Annotated in this window: 21 protein-coding genes and 1 pseudogene; 14 read left to right on the top strand and 8 right to left on the bottom strand. The window is 62.9% G+C overall.

All coding sequences use genetic code 11. The features are described 5' to 3' along the window. From ACEK02_RS20075 to ACEK02_RS20035, 9 genes and pseudogenes are all read left to right on the top strand, one after another. Positions 1–107, top strand: a pseudogene (locus ACEK02_RS20075) (ABC transporter permease); the annotation flags it as partial. Continuing rightward, positions 101–892 (top strand): ABC transporter ATP-binding protein, encoded by a 792-nt coding sequence (locus tag ACEK02_RS20070; protein WP_371423321.1) that lies wholly within the window; start codon positions 101–103, stop codon positions 890–892. The pseudogene ACEK02_RS20075 and the gene ACEK02_RS20070, both read left to right, overlap by 7 nt. Positions 893–1,008: 116 nt before the next feature. Then, entirely contained in the window at positions 1,009–1,965 is a 957-nt protein-coding gene (locus tag ACEK02_RS20065; RefSeq protein ID WP_371423320.1) for an ABC transporter substrate-binding protein, read from the top strand. A gap of 7 nt (positions 1,966–1,972) precedes the next feature. Further along, complete coding sequence (locus tag ACEK02_RS20060) at positions 1,973–2,851, top strand: ABC transporter permease (protein ID WP_371423319.1); 879 nt, start codon at positions 1,973–1,975, stop codon at positions 2,849–2,851. Next, a complete protein-coding gene (locus ACEK02_RS20055) occupies positions 2,844–3,650 on the top strand; it encodes an ABC transporter ATP-binding protein (RefSeq protein ID WP_371423318.1) in 807 nt (268 codons plus the stop codon). The genes ACEK02_RS20060 and ACEK02_RS20055 overlap by 8 nt, the downstream gene beginning before the upstream one ends. A 168-nt stretch (positions 3,651–3,818) precedes the next feature. Further along, entirely contained in the window at positions 3,819–4,961 is a 1,143-nt protein-coding gene (locus ACEK02_RS20050; RefSeq protein WP_371423317.1) for an acyl-CoA dehydrogenase family protein, read from the top strand. A 25-nt stretch (positions 4,962–4,986) separates the two neighbouring features. Beyond that, positions 4,987–6,081, top strand: a complete 1,095-nt coding sequence (locus ACEK02_RS20045) for an LLM class flavin-dependent oxidoreductase (protein WP_371423316.1) — start codon at positions 4,987–4,989, stop codon at positions 6,079–6,081. Beyond that, on the top strand, positions 6,078–7,022 hold the full coding sequence (locus tag ACEK02_RS20040; protein ID WP_371423315.1) for an ABC transporter substrate-binding protein: 945 nt from the start codon (positions 6,078–6,080) through the stop codon (positions 7,020–7,022). The genes ACEK02_RS20045 and ACEK02_RS20040 overlap by 4 nt, the downstream gene beginning before the upstream one ends. Positions 7,023–7,190: 168 nt before the next feature. After that, a complete protein-coding gene (locus ACEK02_RS20035; protein WP_371423314.1) occupies positions 7,191–8,231 on the top strand; it encodes an aliphatic amidase in 1,041 nt (346 codons plus the stop codon). Between the two features lie 32 nt (positions 8,232–8,263). Here ACEK02_RS20035 and ACEK02_RS20030 read toward each other — a convergent pair whose 3' ends face one another. The 3 genes from ACEK02_RS20030 to pxpB are packed head-to-tail and all read right to left on the bottom strand — an operon-like array spanning position 8,264 to position 10,837. Next, the gene (locus ACEK02_RS20030) at positions 8,264–9,031 is read right to left on the bottom strand and encodes a LamB/YcsF family protein (RefSeq protein WP_371423313.1); all 768 of its coding nucleotides are present in this window, start codon (positions 9,029–9,031) and stop codon (positions 8,264–8,266) included. 31 nt (positions 9,032–9,062) lie between these two features. Then, positions 9,063–10,109, bottom strand: coding sequence for a biotin-dependent carboxyltransferase family protein (locus ACEK02_RS20025; RefSeq protein ID WP_371423312.1), 1,047 nt, complete (start codon positions 10,107–10,109; stop codon positions 9,063–9,065). Continuing rightward, complete coding sequence (gene pxpB / locus ACEK02_RS20020) at positions 10,106–10,837, bottom strand: 5-oxoprolinase subunit PxpB (RefSeq protein ID WP_371423311.1); 732 nt, start codon at positions 10,835–10,837, stop codon at positions 10,106–10,108. The genes ACEK02_RS20025 and pxpB overlap by 4 nt, the downstream gene beginning before the upstream one ends. Before the next feature lie 252 nt (positions 10,838–11,089). Between pxpB and ACEK02_RS20015 the strand changes: the two genes are divergently transcribed. Continuing rightward, on the top strand, positions 11,090–11,788 hold the full coding sequence (locus ACEK02_RS20015; RefSeq protein WP_089264363.1) for a ribonuclease activity regulator RraA: 699 nt from the start codon (positions 11,090–11,092) through the stop codon (positions 11,786–11,788). Between the two features lie 27 nt (positions 11,789–11,815). After that, positions 11,816–12,220: a cupin domain-containing protein gene (locus ACEK02_RS20010; protein ID WP_371423310.1), complete on the top strand. Its 405-nt coding sequence runs from the start codon at positions 11,816–11,818 to the stop codon at positions 12,218–12,220. 22 nt (positions 12,221–12,242) lie between these two features. On the opposite strand, the gene ACEK02_RS20005 is transcribed toward ACEK02_RS20010, so the two are convergent. The 5 genes from ACEK02_RS20005 to ACEK02_RS19985 form a co-directional block, all read right to left on the bottom strand. Continuing rightward, a complete protein-coding gene (locus ACEK02_RS20005; protein WP_371423326.1) occupies positions 12,243–13,040 on the bottom strand; it encodes a transporter substrate-binding domain-containing protein in 798 nt (265 codons plus the stop codon). An 88-nt stretch (positions 13,041–13,128) separates the two neighbouring features. Beyond that, positions 13,129–13,887 carry a DUF2147 domain-containing protein gene (locus ACEK02_RS20000; RefSeq protein WP_371423309.1) on the bottom strand — a complete coding sequence of 253 codons (759 nt, stop codon included), beginning with the start codon at positions 13,885–13,887 and terminating at the stop codon, positions 13,129–13,131. A gap of 217 nt (positions 13,888–14,104) precedes the next feature. After that, complete coding sequence (locus tag ACEK02_RS19995; protein WP_371423308.1) at positions 14,105–14,590, bottom strand: hypothetical protein; 486 nt, start codon at positions 14,588–14,590, stop codon at positions 14,105–14,107. Positions 14,591–14,681: 91 nt separating this feature from the next. Further along, positions 14,682–16,106: an amidase gene (locus ACEK02_RS19990; RefSeq protein WP_371423307.1), complete on the bottom strand. Its 1,425-nt coding sequence runs from the start codon at positions 16,104–16,106 to the stop codon at positions 14,682–14,684. 70 nt (positions 16,107–16,176) lie between these two features. Beyond that, a complete protein-coding gene (locus ACEK02_RS19985) occupies positions 16,177–17,166 on the bottom strand; it encodes a hydroxyacid dehydrogenase (RefSeq protein ID WP_371423306.1) in 990 nt (329 codons plus the stop codon). Positions 17,167–17,369: 203 nt separating this feature from the next. Here ACEK02_RS19985 and ACEK02_RS19980 point away from each other — a divergent pair, with 203 nt between their 5' ends. From ACEK02_RS19980 to ACEK02_RS19970, 3 genes are all read left to right on the top strand, one after another. Then, on the top strand, positions 17,370–18,053 hold the full coding sequence (locus tag ACEK02_RS19980; protein WP_371423325.1) for a Spy/CpxP family protein refolding chaperone: 684 nt from the start codon (positions 17,370–17,372) through the stop codon (positions 18,051–18,053). A gap of 65 nt (positions 18,054–18,118) precedes the next feature. Next, complete coding sequence (locus tag ACEK02_RS19975) at positions 18,119–18,340, top strand: hypothetical protein (RefSeq protein WP_371423305.1); 222 nt, start codon at positions 18,119–18,121, stop codon at positions 18,338–18,340. Positions 18,341–18,419: 79 nt separating this feature from the next. Continuing rightward, entirely contained in the window at positions 18,420–18,677 is a 258-nt protein-coding gene (locus ACEK02_RS19970; protein ID WP_371423304.1) for a hypothetical protein, read from the top strand. The last annotated feature ends 100 nt before the right edge of the window (positions 18,678–18,777 follow it).

The raw sequence follows: 18,777 nt of genomic DNA, 5'->3' as shown, positions 1-18,777 counted from the left end.
ATGCGGCGCTGATCGTGATGTCGCTGCTGTGCTCCGGCGCGATCACGCTGCTGTTCAAGGTGCGCGACCGCCTGCTGGTCTGGCAGAAGGGAGTCGTCAAATGGTAGCGCTGGCCAAACCGTTTCAGCCCGCAGCGACCGGCGCGTCGCTCGACATCAAGAGCGTCAGCCATGCCTTCGATATCGATGGCAGCGTGCTGCCGGTGCTCGACGATGTCAGCATCAGTGTTGCACCGGGCGAGTTTGTGGCGCTGCTCGGTCCCTCCGGCTGCGGCAAGTCCACATTGCTGCGTCTGGTCGCCGGTCTTGAGCCGCCGCGTGCGGGAACGCTGGAAGAGGATGGCGTGGTCATCACCGGGCCGTATCCGTCCCGCGTTGTCGTTTTTCAGGATCCGACGCTGTTTCCGTGGCGAACGGTGTGGGACAATGTCGCGCTTGGGCTGGAAGCGCAGGGCGTACTGAAGACGCAGCGTCACCGCGTCGATGCGGCGATCGATCTCATCGGCCTCGGCGCATTCAAGAAAGCCTATCCGCATCAACTCTCGGGCGGCATGGCGCAGCGCGTGGCGCTGGCGCGGGCGCTGGTGAACGATCCGCGCATCCTTGTGCTCGATGAGCCGCTCGGCAAACTGGATTCGCTGACACGCATCACCATGCAGGCCGAACTGGTTTCGCTCTGGCAACGTAACGGCTTCACGGCGCTGCTGGTGACGCATGACGTAGAGGAGGCGCTGTTTCTCGCCAATCGTGTCATCGTGTTCAGCGATCGTCCGGCACGGGTGACGGCGGATATCACGGTCGACAGACCCTATCCGCGCCATCGCGGCGATCCGCATCTCGCCGAGCTGCGACGACAGATCCTGGGGCTGCTGGGACTCGATGCGACATGGTGAGCCCCTTCTGAATATGAACCGTTGCGGGCGGGGGCGCGCTCCACCGATGGCTGTATACTAGGCACGGTTATTGCATTCCTTTTGGGCTGACACGCGGTTCAGCCCAAGGGAATGACATGTACAGCACCAACCGACGCGATTTCATCCGCCTGACGGCCATTGCCGCGGCGCTGTCCACGACCAGCATCAAGGCTTTCGCTGCCGACCGCGTGGTCAAGATTGGAACGCTGAAGCTCATTCACGGCGTTACACCGTATTTCTATGAGAAATTCGCGCCGGAAGGCGTCAAGTTCGAGGTGATCCCGTTCGAGACCCCGACGGACGGCAAGAATGCCGTCGTGACCGGCACGGTCGATTTCGGCATCTTTGGCTTCGCCGCAGCGACGCTCGGCGGCGCCAATGGTGAGCCGGTCGTCGTCATCGCATCTGCCTGCAATCGCGGCATGGCCGTGGTGGCCAAGAAGGATTCCGGGATCAATACGATCAAGGACCTGAAGGGCAAGAAAGTCGCCATCCTGCCGGGCTCGACCCAGGAAGTCGTGATCCTCGATCGTCTCTCCGCCGAAGGCATGACGGTAAAGGACGTCGAGTCCGTGCGTCTGTCATTCAGCGACATGGCGCCGGCGCTCGCCCGCGGCGACATCGACGCCTATGTGGGTGCCGAGCCCGGACCTGGCATCAGCCTCGCCAATGGCGTCGGCCAGATCGTTGAATATCCCTACACCACGCCGACCGGTTCGCTGAACATGGTGCTGGCCACGCGCCGCGAACTGATCGAGAAAGACCCCGAACTCATCAAGGCGCTGCTCAGGACCCACCGCCTGGCCAGCGAATATGCCATGAAGGACCGCGAAGCCTTTATCGCCATCGCCATGCAGAAGCTCGGCCAGCAGAAGCCGTCGATCGAGAAGGCCGCGCCGAATGTGGAGCTGACCTGGAATATCGACGACCAGTTCATGAAGCAGGCGGAATATTACGGCGGCCAGATGCTGTCCAAGAAGCAGATCCGGCAGTTGCCGGACTATAAAACCTTCATCGATGCGAGCTTCGTGAAGGCTCTGGCGGCCACGTGAGCGCATCGTGAGTTTGCAAACGACGATGGACGATACGTCCAACAGGCTTGCGCCTGCAGCGGAAACCCCGCCGGTGCTTGCAGCCAGGAAGCGCGGGCAGGGCCTGCAGCGGGCGCGCACAGTCGCGCTCGCGCTAATCGTGCCGGTCTGCCTGATGGTGATCTGGGACATCATGGTGCGCTGGACCGGCACGCGACTGGTGCCGTCGCCCTATGGCGTGGCCGTGATGATGTGGGATTTCGCTTTCGGTGGAATCTATGACGACGCCTACAGCGCCAGCCTGCCGATCCATTTCTGGAAAAGCGTGCAGCGCGTCTATGGCGGCTTTCCCTGTGCGGCGGCGGTCGGCATTCCGCTCGGGCTGATGATCGGGCGTATGCCGCTGCTGCGCAAGTTGCTCGACCCTACGCTGTCGCTCCTGCGACCGATCCCGGTGACGGCATGGCTGCCGTTGTCGATGATCTTCTTTGGTCTCGGCCCGCGCGCGGCGATCTTCCTGGTATTCCTCGGCGCGTTCTTTCCGATCCTGCTCAATACGGTGTTCGGCGTGCGCTCTGTCGATATCAGGCTGTTCGAGGCTGCCGAGATGCTCGGCTGCAGCGGCGCGCAGCAGTTTCGCTCCGTCGTCTTACCGGCAGCGTTGCCGAGCATCTTCAACGGGCTTCGTCTCGGCGCAGGTTTCGCCTGGATCCTGATCGTGGTCGGAGAGATGACCGGCGTGCCTGAAGGCCTCGGCGCCGTCATCATGGACGGCCGCACGCTGTCGCGCACCGATCTTGTGATCACCGGCATGATCATCATCGGCATCACCGGCTTCGTGTCGGATCGTATCCTGCTGATGCTCAGCAACTACTTCCTCCGCTGGAGCCCACAGCATCATGCTTGATCGACCAACCACACTTGCGCCTGATATCCTCGAGGTCAGCGACGTCAGGAAAATCTATCAGGCTTCCAACGGCCCGGTCGAAGCGCTTGGTGGTGTCAACCTCACCATCCGCAAGGGCGAGTTCGTTTGCCTGCTCGGCGCGTCCGGTTGCGGCAAGTCCACCTTGCTGCGCATCGTCGCCGGCTTCGAGACAGCGACTCAGGGCTCCGTGACCATGTACGGCTTTCCGGTCGACAAGCCGGGCCCAGATCGGGGCATGGTGTTTCAGGATTACGCGCTGTTTCCGTGGCTCACGGTGCGCGACAATATCGGCTTCGGCCCCAAGCATCGCCGTGTCGCGAGCAAGGTCGTGGACGAACTCACCGACAAGTTCATGGCCATGGTGGGATTGACGGCCTTCGCCGATCGTTATCCGCACCAGCTCTCCGGCGGCATGAAACAACGCGTTGCGATCGCGCGGGTGCTGAGCAACGACACCGACGTGCTGCTGATGGACGAGCCGTTCGGCGCGCTCGATGCGCTGACCCGCAGCAAGCTGCAGGAGGAACTCGTCGAGATCTGGCGCACCACCGGCCTTACGGTGATCTTCGTGACGCATTCGGTTGAGGAGGCCGTGATGTTGGCGGATCGCGTCATCGTGATGTCGGCGGGGCCGGGCCGGATAGATTGCGAAATCGAGGTCGATCTGCCGCGCCCGCGCGACGTGGCATCGCCCGAATTCAATGTGTTGCGGCGTGATGTCGCGCAAAGGCTTACCAGCCATATCGCTGGCAGCCGGCAGGTGGCGGCAGATTCCTGAATCGGGCTTCAAAATGGCGCGAATAAAATTCTCGCCTGAGGTCGTCGGGGAGAATTTTCACCTGCGGGTCTGATGCCCATCAGTCCCGCTGTCGTTATTTCCGGGTACCGCTTGTAACGCCTGCTGAACGGCATTCTCTAGGGTCAGAGAAGCCGAAAGCAGTACGATATGGACGCGGTTCCCAGCATTATCGATAGGGTCAATTTACTTGCGCCGGGCTTTGCCGAGCGCGCACCGCTGCACGATCGTGCCGCAAGCTTTCCGGTCGAGAATTTTCAGGAACTGTCCGAGGCGGGCCTTTTGGCGCTGCCGGTGCCAAAGGCGCTGGGCGGCGTGGGTGCCGGGGTGCGCGAGGCTGCGCGCGTTGTGAGCGCGGTCGGCAAGGCCGACGCCGCGACCGCCCTCGTCCTGGCGATGCATTATATCCATCATCTGGTGATCGCGAAGAGTGGCCGCTGGCCCGCGCATCTGTCGGAACGCGTGTCGCGCGACGCCGTGAATGGCCTTGCGCTGATCAACGCATTGCGCGTCGAGCCCGACCAGGGATCGCCATCGCGGGGCGGACTGCCTGTCACGACGGCGAAACGCGCTGCAGATGGTTGGCATATCACCGGCCGCAAGATCTATTCGACCGGGGCGCCCATCCTCAAATGGTACACGGTGTGGGCGAAGACCGATGAAGCGGAAACGCGCGTCGGACTGTTCCTCGTGCCGGCCGGTCTGCCGGGCACCGAGATCGTCGAGACCTGGGATCATCTCGGTCTGCGCGCCAGCGGCAGCCATGACGTTGTGTTCGACGATGTGGTCATCCCGCTGGATAACGAGATCGACGTGCGACGCCCGGGCGAATGGGGGCCGCCTGATATCGCGCAGTCCACCATCCAGGCCGTGCTGGTCGGTGCGGTCTATGACGGCGTGGCGCGGGCTGCGCGAGATTGGCTGATCGATTTTCTGAGGACGCGCACGCCGTCGAGCCTGGGCGCGCCGCTGGCGACGCTGCCGCGGGCACAGGAGATCGTCGGCGGCATCGAGGCGAAGCTCGCGGTCAATGCGCGACTGCTGGATACGTTTGCACGGGATATCGATGAGGGCATCGCGCTGACGTCGGTCGAAGCCAATATCCTGAAACTTACCGTCACCAACAATGCCGTGGCTGCTGTCGAGGACGCGCTGTCGCTCACCAGCAATCACGGTTTGACCCGCGCCAATCCACTCGAACGTCACTATCGCGATGTGCTGTGTGGCCGTGTGCACACGCCGCAGGACGACAGCACCAAGATTTTCGCCGGGCGCATCGCGCTCGGCATCTGAACAACAGCAGGAAGTGGAGAGCACCATGTCCGTCGAATTCATCGGCTTCATCACCAACAATGACGCATCCGAAACCCGTGTCCGCTCCGGTCCGGTGCTCGATCCCGGCTATATCGAAACTGTCGCGAGGGCGCATGAACTTGCCGGCTTCGACCGCGCGCTGCTCGCCTTCCATTCGACCACGCCGGACGGCCTGCAGGTCGCCCAGCACGCGCTCGGCGTCACCGAGAAGCTGAAGGTGATGATCGCGCAGCGTCCGGGTTTCACCGCACCGACGGTGCTGGCGCGCCAGCTCGCGACTATCGAGAATTTCCACAACGGCCGCGTCTCGCTGCATGTCATCACCGGCGGCAATGCCAAGGAGCTGCGGCAGGACGGCAATACGCTTGACGACAAGGACGAGCGCTACGCGCGCACCAGCGAGTGGCTCGACATCATCAAGCAGGAATGGACGAGCGAGAAGCCATTCGACTATGCCGGCAAGTATTATCAGGTCGAAGGCGGCTTCTCGCAGGTGAAGCCCACCGTGCCGATCCATGTGTTCGTCGGCGGCGCGTCGGATGCGGCCATCGATGTGTCGGGCAAGCATGCCGATACGTTCGCGCTGTGGGGGGAATCCTATGCGCAGGTGCGCGATGTCACCGGCCGCGTGCGGGCCGCTGCGGCGAAATATGGCCGCCCGGCACCGCGCTTCAGCCTGTCGGTGCGGCCGATCATCGCCGACACCGAGGAGAAGGCCTGGGCCAAGGCCGATGACATTCTCGCCCGCGCCACCGCGCTGCAGGACAAGACCGGCTATCGCAAGCCGGCTGATGGTCATGCCACCGCCGGCGCGAAGCGTCTGCTGGCGCTGGCCGAGCAGGGCACCCGCATCGACAAGCGGTTGTGGACCGAGATGGCGGCGCTCACCGGCGCCAACAGCAACACCACGGCGCTGGTCGGCACGCCCGAGCAGGTCGCCGAAGTATTCGCCGACTACTACGATCTCGGCGTCAGCCACTTTCTGATCCGCGGCTTCGATCCCCTGATCGATGCCATCGATTACGGCCGCGAACTGATCCCACGCACCCGCGAACTGATTGCGGCGCGTGACGCCGCCAAGGGAGTTGTCGCAGCATGAAACGGCTTGTTCTCGCCGCCGGTCTGATCATCGCGGCTTTTGCCACTTCTGCTCACGCCGAGACGACGCTGATCGTCGGCGACCAGAAGGGCAATGCGCGCGCCGTGATGGAAGCATCCGGCGTGCTGAAGGACGTGCCCTACAAGATCGAATGGAAGGAGTTCGCGGCGGCGGCGCCGCTGCTGGAGGCGCTCGGCGCCGGCGCGCTCGATAGCGGGCTGGTCGGCGATGCGCCTTTCACCTTTGCCGCGGCGGCCAATGTACCGGTCAAGGCAATCGGCGCGATCCGGCAGACCGGCGATGGCCTCGCCGTGCTGGTGCCGAAGGACTCGACGATCAAGACCTTCGACGATCTCAAGGGCAAGAAGATCGCCACCGGCCGCGGCTCGATCGGGCATCAGCTGATTCTGGCCGCGCTGGAGCAGAAGGGCTGGACGGCGAGCGATGTGCAGATCGTGTTCCTCGCGCCGTCGGACGCCAAGGTGGCCTATACCCGTGGCTCGGTCGATGCGTGGTCGACCTGGGAGCCTTATGTGAGCCAGGAAGAGGTGCTGTTCCAGTCGCGCGTCCTGCTCAATGCCGAGGGCCTGACATCGGGGCTGAGCTTTGTCGTGGCGACGCCGAATGCCATCCGCGACAAGCACGCCGAGCTCGAGGACTATCTCCGCCGCCTCACCGCAGCCCGCGCCTGGGCGCTGAAGAACGCGGACGCCTATGCGCAGACCTGGGGCAAGCTGATGAACGTGGCGCCATCGGTGCCGCTGAACTGGCTGACCCGCGCCAAGATCAGGATCGCGCCGGTCGATGATGGCGTCGTCGCCGACGAGCAGAAGACCATCGATCTCTATCTGCGTAGCGGCCTGATCAAGCAGAAGCTCGATGCCGCCGTACTGGTGGACCGGTCGTTCAATGCAGCAATTGACAAGGGCGCGGGGTTGTAGACCTTTCCGATCATTGCCCTGCAAGTTGTGCGATGCCCGGCCAGCGCGAAGCGAGCTTCGCTAGATGAGCCGGGCATTTGCGTTTTCATATGTGGCTATCCGTAAATCCACGTATGGTCGGTCTCCGGCACACAGCACAGGATCACCGCCAAACGGAGGTCCTGCATCATGCATCACGGCGACATTTCATCCAGCAAGGACGCGGTCGGCGTCGCCGTCGTGAATTACAAGATGCCGCGGCTTCACACGAAGGCCGAGGTGCTGGCCAATGCGCAGAAGATCGCCGACATGATCGTCGGCATGAAGTCCGGTCTGCCCGGCATGGATCTGGTGGTGTTCCCGGAATATTCGACCCAGGGCATCATGTACGACTCCAAGGAGATGTACGAAACCGCCTCGATCGTGCCCGGCGAGGAGACCGAGATTTTCGCGGAAGCCTGCCGCAAGGCCAAGGTCTGGGGCGTGTTCTCGCTCACCGGCGAGCGGCACGAGCAGCATCCGCACAAGGCGCCCTATAACACGCTGATCCTGATGAATGATCAGGGCGAGATCGTGCAGAAATATCGCAAGATCATGCCGTGGGTACCCATCGAAGGCTGGTATCCCGGCAACTGTACCTATGTCTCCGAGGGCCCTAAAGGGCTGAAGATATCGCTGATCATTTGCGACGATGGCAACTATCCCGAAATCTGGCGCGACTGCGCCATGAAGGGCGCCGAACTGATCGTGCGTTGCCAGGGCTACATGTACCCGGCAAAGGACCAGCAGGTGCTGATGGCCAAGGCGATGGCGTGGGCCAACAACACTTATGTTGCTGTGGCGAATGCATCAGGCTTCGACGGCGTCTATTCGTATTTCGGCCATTCTGCGATCATCGGCTTCGACGGCCGCACCCTCGGCGAATGCGGCGAGGAAGACTACGGCATCCAATATGCCGCACTGTCGAAATCACTGATCCGCGATGCGCGACGCACCGGACAATCAGAGAACCATCTCTTCAAGTTGCTGCATCGCGGCTACACCGGCACGATCAATTCCGGCGAAAGCAACAAGGGCGTCGCGGCGTGTCCGTTCGATTTCTATTCGACCTGGGTGAACAATCCCGACAAGGCGCGGGAGAATGTCGAGGCGATCACGCGCAAGACTGTGGGTGTGGAGGAATGCCCAATCGAGGGGCTGCCGCATGAGGGGATGTTGAACGACAGGTAGCCATCAGACGCGTCCCGGAATGACAGTGCAGATCACGCCGTCTTGAATGGCGCGACCTCAATCCCTGCTGCTTTCAATCCATCGCGCACATGCCGCCCCAGCTCCACAGCGCCCGGCGTGTCGCCGTGGATGCACACGGTGTCCATCTTCATCTTGATCACCTTGCCGGTGATTGACGTGACCGCGCCGTCCTGCACCATCTTCACCACGCGGTCAGCGACCATGACGGGATCATGCAACACCGCACCGGGCTTCTTGCGCGAGACGAGGTTGCCGTTGTCCTCATAGGCGCGGTCGGCGAACACTTCATGGGCGAGCGGCAGGCCGGCAGCTTCGCCGGCAGTCACCAGCTTGGAATTCGCCAGCACCACGAAGGTCAGATTGCGGTCGACAGCCTTGATGCCGGCAGCGATGGCGCGGGCAGTCATGTCGTCCTCGCAGGCGACGTTGGAAATTGCGCCATGTGCCTTCACATGGGTCACCTTGTAGCCTTCCATGGCGGCAATCGCCTGAAGCGCGCCGATCTGATAGGCGATGAGGTTCTCGATCTCCAGTGCGGTGAGACCGACGATGGGGCGGCGGCCGAAGCCATGCAGGTCGCGGTAGCCCGGATGCGCGCCGATCTTGACGTTGCGCGCCTTGGCGAGCTGCACGGTCTTGCGCATCACGTCGGCATCGCCGGCATGATAGCCGCAGGCGATATTCACTGACGTCGCGAGATCGATCATCGCGGCGTCGTTGCCCATCTCCCACATGCCGAAGCTTTCGCCGAGGTCGCAGTTCAGATCGATGGTCGCCATGGTCGTGCTCTTTCGTAGGTAGGGTTCGAAATCAGTCTTGCGCGTCTGCCGTCTGCAGTGTCTGCCACGTATTGTCATCGGTCGCGCTGACGGCCACGCCGGCGACATTGGCCGACAGCAGCGCCTTGATGTCCAGCATCAGGATGTTGGAATCATGGACACGACCCGGCAGGCTCTGCAGCAGTTCGGCGAAGGCGCGGTATTCCGCCTGCGCCTCCGCCATGGTGATCGCCTTGAAGCGGAAACCGCGGCCCGGCTGGGTCTGGCCGAACCGGCCGAGATCCGCCGAAATCACGGTCGCGATTTTCGGATAGCCGCCCGATGTGCCACGGTCGGGCATCAGCACGATGGGTTGACCGTTGCCTGGCACCTGGATGCTGCCATTAACCGTGCCGTCGGAGACGATGTTGTGGCCGTGGAGATGCTTGATCACCGGCCCCTCAAGGCGATAGCCCATGCGGTCGCTGGTCGCCGAGATCTTCCACTCACTGTTCAGGAACAGTTCCCTGGCTTCGCCGAATTCATCGTCTTGCGGGCCAAGCACCACGCGGATCGGACCTTCGACAGGCGCCGGCAAATCGATGCGCGTCTCGTTGGCGCTGCTCGCAGCCATCACCAGCAATTCGTCGCCGGCCTGCAGCGGGCGCGGATAGGGACTGCCGAGACCGGCGCGGGCATTTACGGCCAGGCTGCCGAACATCGGCTCGCCGCGCACGCCGCCTTCGATGGCGAGATAGCCGAAGGTGCCGGCGCGGGCGACGCCGAGATTGAGGCTCTCGCCGTCGGCCAGCGTGACGGATGTATTGACGTTGAAGGGCGTGCCCGCGATATCGGCCGGCCGCGCCGCGCCGGTGAGCGAGATCCGGACAGCGCCGCCTTTGGCTGTGAAGACCGAGTTCAACGGGCCAAGTTCGATAGTGGCGGCAAACAATGTATTGCCGAGCAGGGCATTGGCTGCGGCCATCGCCAGTCGATCAACCGCACCGGATGGCACCAGCCCATAGCGCTGTGCGCCGAAGCGACCGATATCCTGCACCGAAGTGCCGGGACTGACGGATGTGACGATGAGCTTGCTCATGACGCGATCAGCTCCGCGACGAATGCCCCAGCTTCAGCTGCACGGTCCTGTTCGGCGAAAGTCTTCTCATCGACCGCGGTGAAGGTGATGGCATCGCCGGGCTCTAGCAGGAAGGTGGGATCCCGGCCGAGCTGATAGGTGCGCACGGCGGTGCGCCCCAAAAGATGCCAGCCACTCGGGCCCGCGAGACATTGCACGCCGGTCTGGATGCCGCCGATAGAGATCGTTCCGGGCGGCGTCAGCAGCCGTGGATTCTGCCGGCGCGACATCTGCATCGAACTCGGCAGCCCGCTGAGATAGGACCAGCCCGGCGTGAAGCCGATCATCGCCACCTTGTAGTCGCCGCCCACATGGCGCGCGACGACTTCGTCCGGCGTGATGTTCAGCGCCTTCGCGACGTCTTCGAGATCGATGCCGTTTTCGCCGCCATAGGCCACGGGGATGCGCCAGCGCCGTGCGGCTTGGGCCTCGGGCAACGGCTTGAGCGCCAGTTCGGTGAGTGCGTCGCCCAACGCCTCGAAGCCGATCTGCAGGGGATCGTAATGCACCAGCAGGGAGCGATAGGTCGGCACCGTTTCGGTGACAGCGGCGAGGCCGGCCGATGCGACGAGTTTGTCGAGCGCCAGCACCCGGCGGTTGGCTTCCTCGTCGATCGTACGGCTGAATTCGACGGTGATGGCTGCATCGCCTGACGGTAGGATCCGGGGCGGGGAGAGAGTTGCGACCATGGCCTCACAACGTCAGTATTGGACAACCATGTATAGCGCGTTTTACCGGCGAGTGGAATTCGCAATTTAAAAATAACCGTGCATCTTCAATAAATTAATGCGCATGGTCGCGATAAGCCGGGCTGATCGCAGACGGTTCACGACATTGCATGGCGCTTTGAAGCAGCAGCCCTTGACGCGCTGGCATTCCACCGCAAGATGCGCCGCCGCAAGTCCAACGTCCTGCATCCTCTGACCTGAAGAGCCCTGCGCATGTCACTGACACCCGAAGCCATTGCCACCCTGTCGAAGGTCACCACCGCGACCATCACCACCGTTCTCCTGAAGAAGGGCCTGCGCAATGTCTGGCTGCGCGGTGCCAAGCCGCTGCGCCCCGGTCAGCCGCGTCTCGTCGGTCCGGCCTTCACCCTGCGCTTCGTCCCGGCGCGTGAGGATCTCGCCACCCCGGAATCGTGGTCGTCGCCGATCTCCACCCGCACCGCCATCGAAGCCATGCCGGAAGGCTGCATCGCCGTGGTCGACGCCATGGGCATCACCGACGCCGGCATTTTCGGCGACATCCTCTGCGCCCGCATGCAGAAGCGCGGCGTGGCTGCGCTGATCACCGACGGCGTGGTGCGGGACATCGAGGGCGTGCTCGGCACCAATCTGCCAGTGTGGTGCGACGGCTATGCCGCGCCGCCGTCGGTTGCCGGTCTGACTTTTGTCGGCTGGGGTGAACCGATCGGCTGCGGCGGCGTTGCCATCTTCCCGGACGACGTCATCGTCGCCGACCAGGACGGCGCTGTCGTGATCCCGAAGGCATTCCTCGACCTGATCCTCGCCGAAGGCGCCGAGCAGGAGCGTATGGAAGCGTGGATCGTCAACGAGGTGAACAACGGTGCGACGCTTCCGGGCCTCTATCCGATGAATGCCGAGACCAAGGCGCGCTACGCCGCGTCGAAGAAGTAACCTACACAGCAACAGCGAGACCGTGCCATGAAGCTTTTTCCCGCAGGTTCGCGCCCGACCAACAGGGCGCCAGAGGAATACTTCACGGGCACGGTCTGGCAGGACCCGGTCATCGTCGCGGAAGCGCCGGCGCGGCTGGTGACCTTCCGCGTCAGCTTCGAGCCCGGCGCACGCACCGCCTGGCACACCCATCCGTTCGGGCAGACGCTCTACGTCATCGCAGGCGTCGGGCGCTTTCAGACCGAGGGTGAACCGGTCGTCGAGATCAAGCCAGGCGACACCGTCTGGATTCCGCCGGGCGAGAAGCACTGGCACGGCGCGGCACCGACCACCGGCATGACCCATATTGCCATGCAGGAAGCCCTCGATGGCAAGACCGCGGACTGGATGGAAAAGGTCAGTGACGAACAGTATGCGAAGCCTGTCGGCTAGGTAGCTGATCGCGGGTGTATTGCTATTCGAACCAGCGGCTGACGGCGGCACGGAAGCTGCCGTCTTCCTGCATGATGTGCAGCCACTGATCGACGAACGCTTTCAGCGCCACATCGCGCTGGAGCCAGTAGGCCTTCTCGGCAAAGTCGAACGGCGCATCAGGATGCACGGCGCAGAGCACGCCGGGGTGCAGCTTCTGCTGATAGCGGGTCTCTGACGCGTCGGTCATCATCAGGTCGGCACGGCCCTGAGCAATCTCGTCGAAGATGCGGGTATTGTCGTTGAAGACGGTGATGTCGGCTGCCTTGATATGCGCCCGCGCAAACCGCTCATTGGTGCCACCGGGATTTACGATGACCTTGACGCCGGGGCGGTCGATTTCGGTGAGTGTGCCAAATTTGCCCGCATCGGCGCAGCGCGCGATTGGCGTCTTGCCCTCGCGCATGATGGGGATCGAGAACACGCCCTTCTTCTGCCGTTCGAGGGTGATCGACACGCCGCCCATCACCATATCGAACTGGTCTGCCGCAAAGTCCGCTGACAGTTTCGGCCAGCTGGTCTTCACATAGTCGACCTTGACGCCGAGCGCTTTTCCGAGCGCTTCCGCCATCTCGACGTCGAAGCCCTTGAACGATGTCGTGGTCGGATCGAATGCGCTGAACGGCATGTAGTCGCCGGTCAATCCGACACGCAGCGTCCCGCGGGCGATAATGTCGTCGAGGCGGGACGGTGAGGGCGCAGGGGCCGGCATCTGCGCCTGCGATGGGGCGGTCAGCAGCAGGCAGGCCGCAAGCCAGGCGGCGATGATCCGGATCATGATGTTTCCCCCGTCTGAATCGTGGGCGCGCCATTTCAATTGCGCGCTGCGTTACAGCTTACAGGGGATGCCCGACTGTTCAATCCGCCGATCAGTTCACCCGCGTCCAGGTCTGGCCGCCACAGAACATGCCGCCGAAGGCACAGCCCTGGACGCGTAGCGTGTCGCTGCCCTTGAGCGCGATGGTCGAGTCATAGGTGCTGCCACTGTTCGGATCGAATATCTTGCCGGTCCATTTGTGATTGCCGGGCTTCATGTTGATCAGCACCTTCTCACCATTAGCCTCGGTCTTGGCATTCATCGAGTAGCCGCACAGATTGACGCCGCATTGTTCGATGCGAACCTTCCCTTCCTTCTTCTCGGTCATCCAGATGCCGAGCGGCGTGGCCGCGGCGGCTGGCGTAACCGGCGCGGACGTATCCTGCTTGCTAACTGGATCGCTGGGCGGTGCATTGGCGACGACGGCGGAGGGAGTGAGCTTCTCGGCCGGAACGGGCGCCGGTGCAGGCTGCGGGGCCACCGCGACGGATGGAGTGGCGGGTGTCGCCGGAGCGGCCGTCTCCTTTGGGGCGACGACGGGTTTCTGCGTCTCCACGGGCTTGGCCGCCTGTTCGGGTCGCGGAGCGGGAGGGGCCGGCTCGCGGGCCTCGCGGTCACGCTCGCGCCTGCTGCGCTTGGTGCCATATTCGTAGACGCCGGGAATGGAAACCGAGATGCAGTCCGTCGAGTTGCAGTCGCTTGGTGCTTCGATGGTAATTGTGCGGCCACCGATATCGAACGAGTAGCTGTCGTCGGCCTGAGCGGCGGTGCTGGTCAGCAGGATGGCGGCGAGGGCGAAGAGCAACTTCATGTGTCCTCCAAAGCGGTTGAAATCCTGACCCTGAACAGCGTCGCGGATACGCCCGAACACTGTGATCCGCATCGCTCAGGGGGAATTGCAATTGCTTTGGTGTGTGGCGCCGACTGAAGAAGTGGTTCAATCCTGCGCCGGACATCTTCGGTTTGAGGCAGCGTGATAGGCCTCAACGCCGCCGCCGGACGGTGGCGTCACCTGAAACCGGCTTTCGTCAGTAGTCGCTAAACCGCGAAGCGCTGCTGCCCACGGTCATCTGGCTCTTCAGCGTCTCGAAACGATCGCGCGCAGCCCGTTCGCGTCCATCGATGAACTCAATAATCGCGTCGCGCGGCATTGGCCCTGTGGAAATCGGCCGCGAACTGCCGATGGTTTCATCGACAAAATACTGGCCGTTGTCCTCGCGACGCGCGGTCCAGCGGAAGCGAATGGCATCCAGTGGACCCGGACCGAGCCGGGAGTAGCCATCGACCTCGATGGCCTCTGGAGCCGTAGAAGGCGACTCGTGTTCGACGAGCGGTGCTTCGGGCTCCGCGGCGACCATGACAGATACAGTCTCGGTGACCACGGTTTCTGTGACCACAGTGACCGACGCCTGCTCGGCCTCGCCATGCTCGGCCTCACGCGCTTCCGCTTCCTTGCGGTCTAGAATGCTCGCAATGGCCGCGAGGGCGTGATCGGTCGGATCGTTCTGGATCATCGAAATGTGCCTCTCTGCAATTACGCAACGTCCACATAGGACCGATATCTAAACGGCTGTGGTTTCATTTTGGTAATCGCTGTGGCTGTTTTTAGGCGGAGATCGGCGGACGCCTGTCTTTCCAGGGCCGGATCTGCTCGAGCTGGCCCGCGAGACGGAACAGCATGGCCTCGTCACCGAAATGCGCCGTGAACATCATACCGATCGGCAGGCCTTTGCTGCTCCAGGCCAAGGGCACCGACATGGACGGCTGGCCGGTCATATTGGCCATACTGGTGCCTGGCATGTAGCGGCGGAGCAAGGGCGCGACATGGCCGAGATCGTCGGACATCGTGTCGATTTCGCCGATCCTGATCGGCGGCGTGCAGAGCGTCGGCGACAGGAAGATATCGCAGCCGGTGAAGAACTCGGTGACGCTGCGTGAGATCTGGAAGGCATTCTGCAGTGCTGTCACGTAATCGACTGCGCTGGCCTTGCGGGCATTGTGTGCGCTGCCGAGTGTGAGTTTCTCGAAATCATCGGAGGTCATCGGGCGGCCGAACTTCTTCTCCGCAAATTGCACGGTCGCGGCCGTATTGGCCGACACGATCGCCGCGATCACCTGCGCGGGGTCAAGCGGCAACACCGGCGCGCGTTCTTCGACATGATGACCCTGTGCTTCGAGCAACCTGGCGACATCGCGGACGGCGGCGGCGACTTCGGAATCGATGGCATCGCCATAGGGCGACTTGTCGGTGAAGAAGATGCGCAGCCTGCCGGGATCGCGGCCGACTTCATCGAGAAACGGGCGCTCCGACGCCGGCGCCATATAGGGGCTGGTCAGTTCAGGCCCGTGAACGGCATCGAGCATCGCGGCGCTGTCGCGCACGCTGATGCTGACGACATGGCCGCAGGACAAGCCGCCCCAGCCTTCGGCCTTGTCAGGACCCAGCGGATTGCGGGCGCGGGTCGGCTTCAGGCCGAACACGCCGCAGGCTGAGGCGGGAATACGGATCGAGCCGCCGCCGTCGCTGGCATGCGCGACCGGCAGGATCCGCGCGGCCACGGCGGCGGTTGCGCCACCTGAGGAGCCGCCTGATGTATGATCGGGATTCCAGGGATTGCGCGTCGGTCCGTGCAGCCGGCACTCCGTCGTGGGTATCAGCCCGAATTCGGGGCTCGCACTCTTGCCGAATATTGTGAGGCCGGCATCGAGGAAACGCTGGGCGAGGGTGCCGGTGTGATCGGCGACAAAGTCCTTGTAGAGACTGGCCCCGAAGGTCGTGCGCGTGCTGTCGAGGAGTTCGAGATCCTTCAGCAGGAATGGCACGCCGGTGAACGGCCCGTCGGGCAAACCCTTGTCGATCTGGCGCTGCGCATAGTCCTCATGGTGCACCACGACGGCGTTGATCCGGGGATCGACGCGTTCGGTGCGCGCCACGGCTTCTTCGAGCAGTTCGCGCGCGCTGATCTGTTTGCTGCGCACCAGTCCGGCGAGGCCGAGCGCGTCGTGATCGCCGTATTCCTTGAATGCCATCGTAGGGGTGCTCTGGTGAGGATTGCGGAGGTGCTGGCGCGGACAACCATCCGCGCCAGCAATCGACGGTTCAGCCGAACACATCCGCGTTGACGGCGTTCTGCTTGATCGGCTCGCCGTCGAGCACGCTCAACATATTCAGCGCGGTCTGGGCGCCCATGCGGTCGAGCGCTTCGCGGGTCACGCCGGCAACATGCGGCGCGATGATCACGTTCGGTAGTTCGAACAGCGCATGACCGAGCGGCGGCGGTTCGGCTTCGAACACGTCGAGGCCGGCGCCCGCGAGCTTGCCTGAGACCAGCGCATCATGCAGTGCGGCTTCGACGATGATTCCGCCGCGTGCCGTGTTGATGAGATAGGCCGTGGGCTTCATCCGCGCGATCCGCGCTGCGTTGAACAGGCCGGTCGTCTCCGGGGTCTTGGGGCAATGCAGGCTGACAAAGTCGGCACGGGGCAGGGCCGCGTCGAGATCACTGACAGGCTCGCAGCCGGCCGCCTTGATGGTATCGGCCGATACATAGGGATCATAGACCAGCACGTTCATTTCCATCGCCTGGCAGCGCTTGGCGGTGCGGGTGCCGATGCGGCCGAAGCCCACCACCAGCACGGTCTTGCCGAACAGGTCGAATGGCAACGCGCCGAAACGTGACGCCCATTTGCCTTCCTTGACCATGGCGTGAAGTTCGACCGCGCGCTTGGCGAGCGTCAGCATCATGAACAACGCCTGTTCCGCAACCGAGGGCGAGTTGGCGGTGCCAGCAATCATCAGCGGCACCTTGCGCTTGGACAGCGCCGGCACATCGACCGCGTCGTAGCCGACGCCGATGCGCGCCACCACCTTCATGTCCTTGCAGGCTTCGAGTTCGGGCTCGCCGAACCGCGTGGCGCCGAGAGCGGTGCCGTGCACCGGTGCGTGTTGCTCGATCAGCTTGATGTAGTCGGCCGCGGAAATCAGATTGCTGAACTTGACCACTTCGATGTCATCGCGTGCATTGAACAGGTCCATTCCCTGGGTCGACATCGACTCGGTGATCAGAAGTTTCTTCTTGTTGGTCGCCATTTCCACCCCTTGAAGCATTCTATGTTGTTGCGCACCCGCCAGTGGCCACGCGGGCGTTATCTAACAGGCTTGGCTCGATGAGGTCTACCATTGGCGGAGACGCAGCGTGTGGACTTGGCCGTGTTGAAGCCACTATGGTTGCTGATGATCGCAAGTGATTTGCTGCGCCGCGAAATTGCGGTGAGGAGACGGTGATGACCAAAATGAATTTGCCCAAGCGCAGGCATCGACCACTGCGTCATGTGCTGTGCGTTGCCGCCGTTCTGCTGCTCGGAAATTCCGCAGCGGTTCACGCGCAGGGGCTGGTGCAGGGCGTGCAGCAGGGTGCGAGAGACGGCAATCGTGCGGCCGGGCCGATCGGTGGCGTGCTCGGTGGGGCGATCGGCGGCGTGGTAGGCGTTGTTGGCGGCGTCCTGGGCGTGCCCTCGAACAGCAATGTTCGCGGTCCCGTGGGCGGGCAGTCGGGTGCCAAACAAGCCAAGGCCGCCAAGAAGGGCAAGAAGGGCGCTCAACCTGCGGCGGAGCCGGAACTGACCGCGGAGCAGATCGTCGCGAATAGCGATGCCAACATTACCCGTATCAAGGCGTCACTCAACCTGACGCCGGAGCAGGAAAAGAACTGGGCCGGCTTCAGTAGCGCCATGCATACGCTCGGCAACAATGGCGCGGAGCGTCTCAAGCTGCGTATCGCCCGCGCCCAGCGCGATCCGCCGGATGACATCATCGAGCAGATGCGCAACGAGGCCCAGTTCCTCAACGACCGGGCCGTCGATCAGCGCGCCGTTGCCGATGCTGCGGAACCGCTATTCGCCACGCTGGATGACAAGCAGAAGGCGCTGTTCATCCAGGAGATGGTCGGCCTCAGCCGCGAGCGTGGTCTCGACTAATTGCCGCAGAGAGGAACCTCTCGTTCACGGGGACGTTTTTCCTTCATCAGATGAAGGAGACGATCATGGCTGAGAAATTCGATCCCGCGCCCCACGACAAATACGCTGTCGGCGTGAAGGAAGCAGCGCGCGCTGATCGCAAGACTCATGAGGAACTCAGCACCGGCCTGAAGGACAGTTTCCCGGCTTCGGATCCTGTGAGTGCGACGCAGCCGGACCGCTCGAAACACGATAACGACGATCGTTCATCGCTCTGGAACAAGATCACGGGCGTCTTCAAATCCTGATTTCACATCACCGTAACGATTGATTAACCACGCGCGCCGCACAATCAGCTCGGGCTTTGACTGATGATGGAGACAGGCGTTGGCGACCGTGTTCTCTGACAGTGATCTTGAAGCAACCGACATCCCGCCGGCTTCGCGGCGGGGCGATGTCTTCACCATCCACGCAACGCGCAATGACCAGAGCATGGTGACGCACCGGATCATTCCGGACGTTGCTGTCGCGCAAGCCCGGACGCTGAACGATGCGGGGTGGCGGGTCAGCATCTCCGGTCTTGGCGGCCGTCAGTTCCTGCCATCGGAATTTCATCAGCTGCTCACATTCAAACGGATCGGCTGACGATCCAAAATTTGAACCCCGCCGGTAACACGAGCGGGGTTTTTTGCATGTGCGAACATGATAGGTTCAAGCCGAAGAATCCTCCCAACTCACATAAGGT

The organism is Tardiphaga sp. (assembly GCF_041424195.1).
Classification (GTDB): Bacteria; Pseudomonadota; Alphaproteobacteria; order Rhizobiales; family Xanthobacteraceae; genus Tardiphaga.
Note: the sequence above shows the minus strand (reverse complement) of the source record. Positions and strands in the feature narration are given on the sequence as shown.